The organism is Streptomyces sp. NPDC030798, assembly GCF_055572275.1.
Genome location: NZ_JBVIDR010000003.1, coordinates 443393 through 456856 on the forward strand (window position 1 = coordinate 443393; position 13464 = coordinate 456856).

9 protein-coding genes are annotated in these 13464 nt (G+C 71.4%); 1 reads left to right on the top strand and 8 read right to left on the bottom strand.

Annotated elements, in window-relative coordinates; all coding sequences use genetic code 11:
* Positions 1–124: 124 nt before the first annotated feature.
* The gene (locus ACZ404_RS10230) at positions 125–1690 is read right to left on the bottom strand and encodes a phytoene desaturase family protein (protein WP_468437922.1); all 1566 of its coding nucleotides are present in this window, start codon (positions 1688–1690) and stop codon (positions 125–127) included.
* A gap of 584 nt (positions 1691–2274) precedes the next feature.
* Positions 2275–2880, bottom strand: coding sequence for an expansin EXLX1 family cellulose-binding protein (locus tag ACZ404_RS10235; RefSeq protein WP_468438152.1), 606 nt, complete (start codon positions 2878–2880; stop codon positions 2275–2277).
* 19 nt (positions 2881–2899) lie between these two features.
* On the opposite strand from ACZ404_RS10235, the gene ACZ404_RS10240 reads away from it, so the two are divergent.
* Positions 2900–3115: a hypothetical protein gene (locus ACZ404_RS10240; protein ID WP_468438164.1), complete on the top strand. Its 216-nt coding sequence runs from the start codon at positions 2900–2902 to the stop codon at positions 3113–3115.
* Positions 3116–3664: 549 nt separating this feature from the next.
* Here the strand turns inward: ACZ404_RS10240 and ACZ404_RS10245 are convergent.
* From ACZ404_RS10245 to ACZ404_RS10270, 6 genes are all read right to left on the bottom strand, one after another.
* Positions 3665–5728 (bottom strand): alpha-L-fucosidase, encoded by a 2064-nt coding sequence (locus tag ACZ404_RS10245; protein ID WP_468437924.1) that lies wholly within the window; start codon positions 5726–5728, stop codon positions 3665–3667.
* A 408-nt stretch (positions 5729–6136) separates the two neighbouring features.
* Positions 6137–8356 (bottom strand): serine/threonine-protein kinase, encoded by a 2220-nt coding sequence (locus ACZ404_RS10250; protein WP_468437926.1) that lies wholly within the window; start codon positions 8354–8356, stop codon positions 6137–6139.
* A gap of 120 nt (positions 8357–8476) precedes the next feature.
* Positions 8477–9343 carry an oxygenase MpaB family protein gene (locus tag ACZ404_RS10255; RefSeq protein WP_468437928.1) on the bottom strand — a complete coding sequence of 289 codons (867 nt, stop codon included), beginning with the start codon at positions 9341–9343 and terminating at the stop codon, positions 8477–8479.
* A gap of 73 nt (positions 9344–9416) precedes the next feature.
* Complete coding sequence (locus ACZ404_RS10260) at positions 9417–9980, bottom strand: fasciclin domain-containing protein (RefSeq protein WP_468437930.1); 564 nt, start codon at positions 9978–9980, stop codon at positions 9417–9419.
* A gap of 337 nt (positions 9981–10317) precedes the next feature.
* Positions 10318–10890 carry a TspO/MBR family protein gene (locus tag ACZ404_RS10265; protein ID WP_468437932.1) on the bottom strand — a complete coding sequence of 191 codons (573 nt, stop codon included), beginning with the start codon at positions 10888–10890 and terminating at the stop codon, positions 10318–10320.
* Positions 10891–10893: 3 nt separating this feature from the next.
* On the bottom strand, positions 10894–13278 hold the full coding sequence (locus tag ACZ404_RS10270) for a phosphoketolase family protein (protein ID WP_468437934.1): 2385 nt from the start codon (positions 13276–13278) through the stop codon (positions 10894–10896).
* Positions 13279–13464: the final 186 nt, after the last annotated feature.

A 13464-nucleotide genomic window follows, 5' to 3' on the forward strand; every position in this document is an offset into this window, starting at 1 on the left:
GGGCCGGACGAGGGAAGAGGTTTTCTGATGCGGTGTCAGATTCCGCCGCCGCAACCTCTCGTGCTCGATCCCGGTCGCGGTGTCGATGCCGGTCGCCGTGTCGATCCCGGTCGCGGTCGCGGTGTCACCCGGATTCTTCCAGCACCGCCATCGCCGCGTTGTGCCCCGGCACCCCGCTGACCCCTCCCCCACGCACCGCGCCCGCGCCGCACAGCAGGACGTTGGCGTGGCCGGTCTCCACCCCCCAGCGCCCGGTGCCCTCCTGCGCGTACGGCCAGGACAGCGCGCGGTGGAAGATGTTGCCGCCCGGCAGCCGCAGGTCGCGTTCCAGGTCGAGCGGGGTCTTCGCCTCGATGCAGGGCCTGCCGTCGGCGTCGGTGGCCAGGCAGTCGGCGAGCGGCTCGGCGAGGTGGGCGTCGAGCTGCGCGAGGGTGGCCTTCAGCAGGTCCTCGCGGACGGCGTCGTTGTCCCGGGCGAACAGCCGGGCGGGGGTGTGCAGGCCGAACAGGGTGAGCGTGTGGTGGCCGCGCTCGGCGAGGCCGGGGCCCAGGATGGTGGGGTCGGTCAGGGAGTGGCAGTAGATCTCCGAGGGCGGCGCGGCGGGCAGTTCGCCGGCGGCCGCCTGGGCGTGGGCGGTGGCGAGCTGTTCGTAGCCCTCGGCGATGTGGAAGGTGCCGGCGAAGGCCTCGCGGGGGTCGACGGAGGAGTCCCGCAGCCTGGGGAGCCGGGTGAGGAGCATGTTGACCTTGAGCTGGGCGCCCTCGGCGGGTGCGGGGGCCGTGTCCCCGGTCAGGGCGGCCAGTTCCTGCGGCGAGGCGCCCACCAGGACGTGCCGGGCGGCGGCGACGCCCTCGCCGTCGGCGGTGCGGTAGGTGACCTCGGCGGTGTGTCCGTCGGTGGCGATGCGGACCGCCTCGTGCCCGGTGGCCAGGACCGCGCCCGCCGCGCGTGCGGCGCCGGCCAGGGCGTCGGTGAGGGCGCCCATGCCGCCGACGGGCACGTCCCAGGCGCCGGTGCCGCCGCCGATGACGTGGTAGAGGAAGCAGCGGTTCTGGGCGAGGGAGGAGTCGTGGGCGTCGGCGAAGGTGCCGATCAGTGCGTCGGTGAGGACCACGCCGCGCACCAGGTCGTCGCTGAACCGCTCCTCGATGCCGGCGCCGATGGGCTCCTCGAACAGGGCCCGCCAGGCGGCCTCGTCGTCGATGCGGCGGCGCAGTTCCTCGCGGGTGGGCAGGGGTTCGGTGAGGGTCGGGAAGACGCGCTGGGCGAGCCGGCCGGTCATGGCGTAGAAGCGCTGCCAGGCCTCGAACTCGCGCTCGCCGCCGGTCAGCCGGGCGAAGGCCTCCCGGGTGCGCCGCTCCCCGCCGCCCACGAGCAGCCCGGTGGGGCGTCCACCGCGCTCGGTCGGGGTGTACGAGGAGATGGTCCGCCCGCGCACCCTGAAGTCCAGCCCCAGGTCGCGCACGATCTTCCGCGGCAACAGGCTGACCAGGTAGGAGTAGCGCGAGAGCCGGGCGTCGACCCCGGCGAACGGCCGGGTGGAGACGGCGGCACCGCCGGTGCGCTCCAGCCGCTCCAGCACCAGCACGGACCGCCCGGCCCGGGCCAGATAGGCGGCGGCGACCAGACCGTTGTGGCCACCGCCCACGATCAAGGCGTCATACGTCCGGGTTCCCTCGTTGGCAGACATGGTCCTTCGTAACACGCCATGATCCACGCCCACCAGAGGCAGGCCGGCCACTCGCCGCTTCGAGCGAGGCGGGGCGGCCGGCTGGAAGAGTGCCCGGACGGAGAACCCCGAAGAGCCCACGACAGGGGACGACGCACGACGGGGCGATCGCCGTGGACAGCGACCATCTCGCCCGCATCCGCCGGAACCCGGCCGGGTCCGCCCCTGGCGGTGTACGGCATCTCGTCCTCGAGGTCGTCGCCCACGCGGCTGACGAGGCGGAGGCCCATCACGGCGGGCGGTGTGCAGTCGTCTTCCACCGGGACGGCTCGGTGTCCGTGTCCGACGACGGCCGCGGCACCGCCACGCGGGTCGACGACCGTGGCCGGGCGGTGAGGAAGCCGGTCGGCTGCTCCCCAAGGATGGGACGGTCCCGTCTTCCCGAGGAGACCGGACGTGGCTGCTGTGAGGAGCCGGCCGAACGCGACCGGGGCCGCTCGGTCGGCTGCCGCGCGGCCCCGGTCGCGTTCGAAGCTCAGGCTCGGCTCATGCGACATGGCAGCCGAGGGGTGGCCGTCGGGCCACAGGTGGCTCGGACGTCGGGATCAGTGTCGGGTGAACTGCACGTGCGTCGGCTGTGCGACATTCGGCAGCACCGCGAGGTCGCTGACGGTCAGCTGTTCCCCGTAGATGTCGGTGACTCTGATCGCCTTGCCACAGCCGCTGCCGTCGGCGGAGATGAAGTAGTTGAAGCTCGTGCGGGGCAACTGCCGCCAGCCGCCCCCGGTGCTCACCTCCAGCCGTGCGATCGGGTTGCGGTGACCGATCACCTGGATGCCGCACCAGAAGGCGCTGGACCCGGTCTTGTAGCGGATGGACATCGTGCCGATCGAGCCGGGACTCACCAGGCTCCAGGTGATGGGGAGCCGGCCGACCTTGAGATCGGCGAGCTTGGCGAAGGCCTGTTGGCTGAGGTCGATCTGCCCCGGAGCGCAGGGAAGAGGGCATTCGTTGGTGATCCGTACGGTGACCGACTTGCCGTTCGCCGCGCGGACGAGCACATACGCGCCGCAGGCCCTGGAGGTCTCGTAGTCGGTGGTGTTCATGGCCGCGATCATGAGATCCGGACTCGGACCGAAGAGACAGGCCCCGTCCCCGTCCCCGGCCTCGTAGGCGGTCGCAACGCCCTGGTAGGAGGTGTGGGGACGAATCCGCCCCGCCGACGGGGGCGTGACGGACGTGTGGGAGGAGTTCCGGGTGCGTTTCGGCGACGCCTTTGGCGTCTTGGGGGTCGCTGTCGTCTTCGGGGTGGCGGAGCCGCTCGCACTCGCACTGGCCGACGGGCTCGGCGTCGCAGTCGCAGACGCTGTGCCGTCGGCGCCGGTGGCCTTCGGTTGGGTGGTGACGAAGGGTGTGGCCACGGCCGGCCCCGCATCGGCCTGGTGACCGGGGAGCATTGACATGAGCAGGTAGGCGAGTACGCCCGTGACGGCCAGCGCCGCCGTGGCGCCCAGGACGAGTCTGCGTCTGCGCCTGCGCTGCCGCGCGACCTGCCTCGTTGTCATCATTTGCCTGTCCGTTCAGGGTGGAGTCGATGGTGCACTGGACAGTCGCCACCCACAGGGAAAGGGTTGCCGACGGATTTTCGCCGCCTGTGCGCAGGCCGTCGACGCCTCGTCGGCCATCGAGCGGAGGCGCCGGACGCTGCCTCCGTTCAAGGGGTTCGTCTGCCTCAGACCGCCGCCAACGCCTTCGTCGGGGCGGTCGGGAAGCACGCACGGCTGGGTCAAGGCCCGCGGCCATGCCGTCGTCGGCGAGCACCCGGTACGCACACATGGGCGCCGTCTGGGGAGGACCGGCGGGCCGGATCGCGCTCGGGGCACGGAATCGGCAGGGGCCGTCGGACCCCTGACAGAGACGGAACAAGTCCCTGACAGGCGATCGGAATCCGGTCGCGGGCATTCGACCAGGGGGAACGGCGCCGACGCGGGGCGATCAGGACACGGGCTGAAGCGTCCACAGCAGGTTGGTGCTGGTGGTCCACGTCCATTGCTTCGTCACGGAGCCGGAGGGCACCTGGCCTCCGCCGTCGAGGACGAGTCCCGTACTGCGATTGGCGATCGAGTACTGGCCGTTACCGCGGTCGGTGATCTGCCACTGCTGGTTGGGGCCGCTGTTCCAGGCCGCTTGCCGCACGGGGGAGCCGTTGTCGGTCGAGCCCCAGCCGTCGGCGACCATGCCGTTGGTGCGGTTGACCAGCCGGTAGTAACCGGTGCCGAGGTCGACGGCCTGCCACTGGAGGTTGGTGCTGTCGATCGGAGTCCACTGCTTGAGGTTCGAGCCGCTGGCGACATTGCCACCGCTGTCCAGGGCCAGACCGTCCGTGACGTTGATGAGCCGGAAGTAGGTGGCCGGATTGAACGTCACCTTGAGCGAGACGATGGCGTCGTTGTTGCCGGTTGTGCGCAGGTCGGGGGTGTCGGCGGTGAAGCTCCAGGTCGTGCCGGTGAAGTTGTCGCCGGAGTAGCCCGTCACCCGGTAACCCTGGGGCACCCGCAGCGAGGAGATGGACGACGGCCCCACCCCCGCGGCCGTCAGCTGGGAGGAGGTGTAGCTGCCCAGCGTCAGCACCGCGCTCGCCGCGGAGTAGTCCACGTCCTTGAACGCCGTCACCCGGCCCGCGCCGACGGACGTCGGGACGCCGCTGACCTCCACGCACACCACGGAGTCGTTGGCGTCCGGCGCACCAGAGGGCACGGTGACGTTGATCTGGCCGCCGCTGACGGTGTAACTGAGGGAGGACGCCGGGTTGTTCATCAGGTAGACGCGGCTGATCGTGTTGGTGAGCGCCGGAATCTGCAGCACGCCGCCCGAAGGCCAGGCGAAGACATGGGCGTACAGCTTGCCGTCCTTCTTGGTGGCCGTTCCCCAGGTGGGGTCGGTGGCGAAAGGGCTCGCCGTTGCTCCGTGCACGCTGTCGCCGTACGTCGCCATCCAGGAGGCAAGGCCCTGAAGTACGGTCACGGATCCGGCGGTGACCGAGCCGTCGCCCTTGGGACCGATGTTCAGCAGGAAGTTGCCGTCCCGCGAGACGCAGGTGACGAGCTCCTGGACGAAATCCTTCACGGGTCGGTAGGAGTTCTCCTGGCCCGCGTTGTAGCCCCAGGCGCCGTTCATGGTGTCGCACCGCTCCCACTGGCGCTCCAACGGCGCAGCGGGGACACCGAACTCCGCGACCGCGTAGTCGCCGAGTCCCAGGTCCCGCTTGACCCGTTCGTTGACGACGAGTTGGGGCTTGCGGGCGATCAGCCAGTTGTAGAGGTCCACGCCGTCCGACTTGAGCCACCAGTCCTGGAGCGTGGGGCTGGAGGGCTCGCCGAACCAGTCGCCGTCGAACCACAGGAGCGCCGGGTCGTAGCGATCCAGCAGTTCTTGCAACTGGGCCTTCATGTCGGCGATGTAACTTGTGCGGGCACCGTGGGAGGCCATGGTGGTGACACCACCGCTCCGAATGGTCTGGGAGGGATGGTTCCAGTCCAGGATCGAGTAGTAGAGCCCGAACTTGACGCCTCTCGCCTCGCACTCGGTCTTGAGCGCCGCGAGAAGATCTCCCTGGACGCCGGCGTAGTCGTGCAGGTTGTACAGCTTGGTGCCGGTGGTGTCGGTGAAGCTGGGGACGTCGGAGTCCCACATGGCGAAGCCCTCGTGGTGCTTGGCCGTGATCACCAGGTACTTCATACCGGCGTCCGCCGCCAATTGGGCGATGGCCGCCGCGTTGAAGGCCGTGGGGTTGAACCGTTGCGACACCTGGGTCTGGTAGGCGGACTTGGACCAGTTCTCCGCGGAGAAGGCCCATTCACCGTGGCCGAGGTAGGAGTAGGAGCCGAAGTGGATGAACATGCCGAACCGGGCCTGGTACCACCAGTTCATCTTGGACGGGACGGTGTAGGCCTGGGCGGGTGCAGCCCATAGGGCCTGAGGCAGCCCGAAGGCCGCGACGCCTCCCGCGAGCGCGGCAGCCTTGATCAGGGAACGTCTGCTGAGGGGCGCAGAGGACATGGTGCGGCTCCTGGAGGCGTGAGGGGAGAGGCAGGGCGCGTGCAAGGACGTCGGGTCCGCCGGCACCTCGGACGCGTTCCGTACGTCAGCGCCGTCGGTGACATCGGATGAATTTATAGGGGCTGCTCGCGTTGTCGTCTAGAGTGGAGGCAGAAGTTCGCCAATGAACCCTGTTCAACGAACAATCCTGAGATCATCCTGGGTTCAGGATGGACGAGTGGTGGGACCAACTGCTGGCATAGCTCGGATCTATGCGTCCCTTCGGTCAGCACAGCAAGGAGCAGCGCGACGGAGTGCGACCCGAGGTGCCAGGACCGGCGGCACGGGTTCCTGGTCGCCGTCAGATGCCGTACGACGTCGGCGGCTGCCGGCGCGTCCTGGACCGCGGGGGTGGTGCTCCGGCTCTCGTCAGTGTCCGCCCGACGCCCGCTGCCGGCTCAGTACGGCCACCCTGCGGTACAGGTCGACGGCCTCGTGGCCGCGGCCGAGTTGTTCCAGGCAGTGAGCCTCGTCGTTGCGGCTGGCGAGGGTGTCGGGGTGGTCGGGGCCGAGGACGTGTTCGCGGGCGGCGGCGACCGCGCGGTACTCGGTGAGCGCCTCCGCCCAGCGGCCCAGCCAGCCGAGGGCGACCGCGACCTCGCGGCGGCTGACCAGGCTGTCCGGGTGGCATGCGCCGAGGATCCGCTCCCGCCGGGCGCACACGTCGCGGGCCTCGGCGAGCGCCTCCTCCCAGCGGCCGAGCCGGCCGAGATTGACGCCGAGGCCGTGCCGGGCGCGCAGGGTCTCGGGGTGGGCGGCCCCCTGGACCCGGGTACGGTCCTCCACCAGCGCGCGGTAGACGAGCAGGGCCTGCGCGCTGCGGCCGAGCCGGCCGAGGCTGATGCCCGCCTCGTACCGGGCGGCGAGGGTGTCCGGGTGGTCGGGACCGAGGGTGCGGGCGCGGGCCTCGACGACCTCGCGGTAGGTGTCCAGGGCCTCCTCCCAGCGCCCCAACTGCCCGAGAGCGTAAGCGACTTCGTACCGGGTGACCAGCGTGTCGGGGTGGTCGGGGCCGAGCACCCGGGCGCGGGCGGCGGCCACGTCGAGGGCCATGCGGTAGGCGTCGTCGAGACGTCCGAGCCGGCCGAGGTTGAAGGCGAGGTTGTGCCGGCAGCGCAGGGTGTCGGGGTGGTCCTGGCCCAGCACCCGCACCCGGGCGGCGAGCACCGAGGTGTAGCCCTGGTGGGCCTCGAAGTGGCGGCCCAGCCGACCGAGGACGTAGGCCGTCTCCTGGCGGGCGGCCAGGGTGTCGGGGTGGTCGGGGCCGAGGGTGCGCTCCCTGGCCTCGGCGACGGCCGTGTAGGCGTCCAGCGCGTCGGCGGCGCGGCCGGTGCGGCTGAGGGCGAAGGCGGCCTCGTACCGGCTGGCCAGGGTGTCGGGGTGGTCGGGGCCGAGCAGGGCCGCCCGTTCGCCGGCGACGGCCAGGTGGATCTCGCACGCCTCGGCCCAGTGGCCGCGCCGGGCCAGACCGAGGCCCTGCTGGTGCCGCGCGGTCAGGGCGGCGACGGACGCCGGCGCCGGCCGGGACAGCACCGCGGCGCCGGCGCGGACGGCGGCGGGGAGGGCGGTCCAGGGGCCGGTCAGGGCCGCGCCGGGGTCCGGCGGGGTGGCGCGCGGTCCGGGACCGACCGCCTTGTGGCCGGTGGTCATGCCCCGGGTCCAGGACGGCAGCCGCCGCTCACCGGACGCCGCCTCGTCCGCTCGCGGCGCCGCCACGACAGTCGGCACGTACGACCCCGCCGTGCGCCCGGCGGTCAGGCGGCGCCCCAGCTCCCGGGCGTCGTACGGCCGTTCCTCCGGGCGCTTGGCCAGCAGCTCCAGCACCGTCCGCTCGAAGGCGAGGGGCAGCTCGGGCCGGTGTTCGCGCGGCGGGCGGGGCGGGGTGTCGCGGTGCCCGATGAGGACCGCCCAGGCGTCGTCCAGGTCGAACGGCGGTGCCCCGGTGGCGATCTCGTACAGCACACAGCCCAGCGAGTACAGGTCGCTGCGCTGGTCGACCTCGGTGCCGCCGATCTGCTCCGGGGACATGTAGTGCGGGGTGCCCATCGCGACGCCGGTGCCGGTCAGCCGGGCGGTGACGCCGATGTCGTGGCCGAGGCGGGCGATGCCGAAGTCGCAGATCTTCACCGTGCCGTCGGTCAGCCGGACGATGTTGGCGGGCTTGAGGTCGCGGTGCACTATGCCCTGCCGGTGCGTGTAGGCGAGGGCGGCGGCGACCTGTTCGGCGATGTCGAGCACGTCGTCCACGGGCAGCGGATGGCCCTTGTTGTCCTCCAGCAGCCGGCTCAGGTCACGGCCCTCCAGCAGCTCCATGACCAGGTAGGGGACGCCGTCGTCCTCGCCGAAGTCGTGGACGACGGTCACCCCGCGGTGCGAGAGCGCGGCGGCGACCCGGGCCTCCCGGCGGAACCGCTCCCGCAGCACACGGCTCAGGGCCGGATCGTGCTGCGGGCCGAGCGGCTTGAGGCACTTGACCGCGACGCGCCGGCCGAGGGACTCGTCCCGCGCCTGCCACACCTCGCCCATGCCGCCCCGCCCGATGAGATCGAGCAGCCGGTAGCGGCCCTGAATCAGCCTGTTCTCCCCCATCGCGCGCCGTCGCCCCCGTCACTGTCCGCCCCGCCCCCTGGGAACGGCGTCACGGTGCCGCGGCCGCGCGGAACCCGGCCCGGTCCGTGACACACCCCCCTGCTCGTCCAGTATGGCGGTCTATCGCCCCGGTTTGTACGGGGCCGGTCGCGCGCCCGGACCGAGCCTCGCCATGGCCCGCAGGATGTGTTTGGGCGGCAGCTGCCAGCGCAGACGTGCGGGAACGCGGCGCAGCAGCGCACCGGTGGTGCGCAGCCGGCGGGTCACGGCGGCGGGTGCGGGGGCCGGTCTGCCGTACAGCTCGTGGGCGTACGGAGGCAGGGCGGCGTACGCCAGGTGGGCCACGCGCCGCCACAGCACCTCGCGCGCCGGGACGAGGAGGGGGTGCGTCGGCGGGCGGAGAAGGAAGTCGTCCACCTCGCGTGCCTCGGCTCCCGCGGCCAGTTCCGGTCGCACCGTCTCGAAGTAGGCGGCCATCGCGGCCCGGTCGGCCGGTACGGCGTCCGGGTCGAGACCCACCAGGCGGGCGCTGACGCGGTGTTCGGCGATGTACCGGTCGGCCTGGTCGTCGGTGAGCAGGAAGCCGGAGCGGCGCAGGACGTGCAGGTAGGAGTCGATCTCCGCGCAGTGCACCCAGAGCAGCAGCGCGGGTTCGTCGACGCGGTAGCGCTCGCCGTTGTCCGGGTCGGTGGCCGTCAGTGTGCGGTGGATCCTGCGCACCCGGGCGCCCGCCCGCTCGGCGGACTCGACGGTGCCGTACGTCGTCGTGCCCACGAAGTCGGCGGTGCGCATCAGCCGGCCCCAGGCGTCGCGCCGGAAGTCGGAGTTCTGCACGACTCCGCGGACGGCGCGCGGATGGAGGGCCTGGAGGTACAGCGCGCGGACACCGGCGACCCACATCATGGGGTCGCCGTGCATCTGCCAGGTCACGGACCGCGGTGTGAACAGCCCGGGGTCGCCCGTGCCCGCCGGTGGGACCACAGCCATGGAGCGTCACCTCTTGTCGCCGGCCGACCCTGCTCCTCGCACTGTGGCACACGGCGGCTGCGGGAGCCATGAGTCAGGACGGAGGCTGGAGGACTTGGTCGATGACGTAGATGGTGGCGTTCGCGGCCTTGATGTTGCCGCACACGATGTTCGCCTTGCCGTTGACCTTGAAGCTGGTGCCGGAGCCCGACGTGGTCAGCTTGCCGCCTTCCACCGTCTTGAAGGAGCCCTTGGACAGCTCGTCCGGGGTGATCTGCTGGTCCACGACGTGGTAGCTCAGCACCTTCTTCAGCTGCCCCTCATTGCGCAGCAGCGAGGAGAGCTGCGAGACGGTGACGTTCTGGAACGCCTGGTTGTTGGGAGCGAAGACGGTGACGTCGGGTTTTCCGTCGAGAGCGGTGTTGAGCCTTGCCCTCACCGCGGCTGCGACCAGCTGGCTGAGCTGCGGATACGCGGCCGCGGCCTCTGAGACCTTGTCCTTGGCCGTGTCGACCTTCTGAGCAAGCCCCGAACAGCCGGAACCGAATGTCCCCGACGGACTGGGAGACGGACCCTGTGCGTGGCTCTGCGACGCCAGACCTCCCAGCGCGAGCGGGACGGCGACCAGAACTGCCCCGGTGGCCCTTGCTGTACGCATGCGAGTGAACCTCATCGCAACCTTCCTCCCGTCCGTGGAGGCGTGAAACACGCGAAGGTTGTGACCACGGAAGCCCTCGCTTCCGCCGGCGGGGCGGGGCGCTGCTGCTGCGCCACGGCACTGGGCCGTCTTCACCCGGCCACTCAGCGAGCGTATCCACCATGTGCCGGGGACCGCATCTCGAAGCCGGACGCGCCGGCCCTCCGCCCTGCGGGCTCGGGCTGTGGGGCTCGGCGTGCAACGCAAGCGGCCCGTGGTCCGCCTGACCGGCCGTGGACCGCGACTCCTGCCGTCGGCAGCCGGTGTGTCCCGAGGCAGCCGCTTTCCTGATGGATGCTCACGACAAGCGGGTGGTCCCCGGTGACGGCGAACGGCCGGTCCGCGAAGTGACCGCGCGGTTGCGTCTGACGAGGGAGGCGTTCAGCGTGGTCGCGAAGGCGCACCAGGCGGCGTAGGGGGCCAGGAGACATGCCGCGGTCCTGTCGGTTCGGGCGATCCGGCTGATGACCTGGGCGTTGCTGAGATCGAGCAGGAGGGTGTCGGCCAGTGCCGCCGTGGGGCTTCTCCGAGCGAAGAACAGCCAGTTCCACCCCGCGTTGAGCGCCAGGTTCACGGCCAGGCCGCTGATCAGCCGAGTCCGCTGCCGAGGGGTCCCGGTCCTGCCGAGAGCGTGCCCCGCGGCGTAGGCGATCGTGGCGTACAGCGGTGTCCAGACAGCCCCGAAAGCCCAGGACGGCGGTTGCCACGGTGGTTTCCGCAGGGACTTGTACCAGGCGCTGTCCGGTTCCACGGCCCTGGCTCCTGCCACGGCCGTGGCCGCCACGGCAGCCGCGGCGGCGCCGTACCGCAGCCAGGGTGCGATCGGTCGGGTGGAGCCGTTGCGTCCGTCGGCCGGCCTCGGTGTGAACACGGTTCAGCCGTCCCACGTCCAGTCCGCCACCTCCGGTAGGTCCGTCCCGTGCTCGCGGACCCAGACATGGTGGCGCTGCCGGGCGTCCTCCATCTGCTGGCGTACGGCCGCCGCGCGGACCGCGAGGCCCGGAACGCGGTCGATGACGTCCATGACGAGGCGGTAGCGGTCGAGGTCGTTGCGGACCACCATGTCGAACGGCGTGGTCGTGGTGCCGATCTCCTTGTAGCCGCGCACGTGCAGGTGCGGATGCCCGGTGCGGCGGTAGGCCAGGCGGTGGATGAGCCATGGATAGCCGTGGTAGGCGAAGATCACCGGCTTGTCCGGGGTGAACAGGCCGTCGTACTCGAAGTCGCTCATGCCGTGCGGGTGTTCCTCGCCCGGCAGCAGCCGGGCGATGTCGACGACGTTGACCACGCGCACGGCCAGGCCGGGCAGGTGGCGGCGGAGCAACTGGGCCGCGGCGAGGACCTCCTGGGTGGGAACGTCGCCCGCGCAGGCGAGCACCACGTCCGGTTCCCGGGTGCCGTCCTCGGTGCCGGCCCATTCCCAGATGCCGGCGCCGCGGGCGCAGTGGACCTTCGCTTCCGCCATCGGCAGCCAGTCGAAGCAGGGCTGTTTGCCGGCGACGACGACGTTGACGTAGTCCCGGCTGCGCAGGACGTGGTCGGCGACGGACAGGAGGGTGTTGGCGTCCGGCGGGAAGTAGACCCGGACGGCTTCGGGGCTCTTGTTGAGGATGTGGTCGACGAAGCCGGGATCCTGGTGGGAGAAGCCGTTGTGGTCCTGTCGCCACACGTGCGAGGTCAGCAGGTAGTTGAGGGAGGCGACGGGAGCGCGCCAGGACAGGCGGCGGGTGGTGCGCAGCCATTTGACGTGCTGGTTGACCATGGAGTCGACGATGTGCACGAACGCCTCGTAGCAGGAGAACAGCCCGTGCCGGCCGGTGAGCAGGTAGCCCTCCAGCCAGCCCTGGCAGGTGTGCTCGGAGAGGATCTCCATGACCCGTCCGTGCCGGTCGAGGTGTTCGTCCACCGGCAGGGTCTCGGCCTGCCATGCCTTGCCGCTGGCCGCGTAGACGGCCTGCAGGCGGTTGGAAGCGGTCTCGTCGGGCCCGACGAGGCGGAAGTCCCGGCGGTCGGCGGTGGCCGCCATGACGTCCTGGAGCAGCTCACCCAGGACCCGGGTCGGTTCGTGCAGGGTGGCGCCGGGCTTGTCGACCTCGACGGCGTACTTCTCCAGTGGCGGAAGCGGCAGTTCACGCAGGCGCAGACCGCCGTTGGCGTGCGGGGTGGCGCCGAGTCGGCGGGTGCCCCGGGGCACGCAGGCCAGCACGTCCGGGCGCGGGGCGCCGTGCTCGTCGAACAGTTCCCCGGGCCGGTAGGAGCGCAGCCACTGCTCCAGCTGCCGCAGGTGCTCGGGGTTGTCCCGTACGGCGGCCAGCGGTACCTGGTGGGCGCGCCAGGTACCCTGCACCGGCAGTCCGTCGACCTCGGCGGGACCGGTCCAGCCCTTCGGTGTGCGCAGTACGATCACCGGCCAGTGGGGCCGGTCCGCGGCCCCGTCCTCACGGGCCGCGCGCTGGATCGCGTCGATGCGGTCCAGCGCGGTGTCGAGCGCGCCGGCCATCGCGCGGTGGACGGTCATGGGGTCGTCACCGGTGACGTGGACCGGATCGTGGCCGTAGCCGCGCAGCAGCTCGTCCAGTTCGGCCTCGGGGAGGCGTGCCAGGACGGCCGGGTTGGCGATCTTGTAGCCGTTCAGGTGCAGGATGGGCAGGACGGCCCCGTCAGCGACCGGGTCGAGGAACTTGTTCGAGTGCCAGGAAGCGGCCAGCGGCCCCGTCTCCGCCTCACCGTCACCGATCACGCAGGCGACGAGCAGGCCCGGGTTGTCGAAGGCAGCGCCGTAGGCGTGGGAGAGGGAGTACCCGAGTTCACCGCCCTCGTGGATCGAGCCCGGTGTCTCGGGAGCGACATGGCTGGGCACCCCGCCGGGGAAGGAGAACTGCCGGAAGAGCCGGGCCATGCCGACCGCGTCCCGGGTGACGTCCGGGTACGTCTCGGTGTACGAGCCCTCCAGCCAGGAGTTGGCCAGTACGGCGGGTCCGCCGTGGCCGGGGCCCCAGATGCACAGGGCGTCCAGGCCGCGGGCCCTGATGACGCGGTTGAGGTGGGTGTGCACCAGGTTCAGGCCCGGAGAGGTGCCCCAGTGTCCCAGAAGCCGCGGTTTGACGTGTTCGGGCCGCAGGGGCTCGGTCAGCAAGGGGTTGGCCATGAGGTAGATCTGGCCGACGGCCAGATAGTTCGCGGCGCGCCAGTGGGCGTCCAGCGACCTCAGCTCCTCCTCGTCCAGCTGAACGGGCACCTGCTGCGTGTCGAGGGCCATCGGTTTCCCTTCCCTGCGGGGGCAGCGCCGGCGGACTCGTCCGTGTCGGCCGCTGTACGACCACCTTCCATCAGGGCCCCGGGTACCCGACAGGGCCGTTCGGGCCACCCCGCGGAGCGAGTCGCCCGGGGCGGGCCGGGTCGAGGGCCGCAGCACGAGGGCCGCGTCCCCGAGGTATGAGCCGAA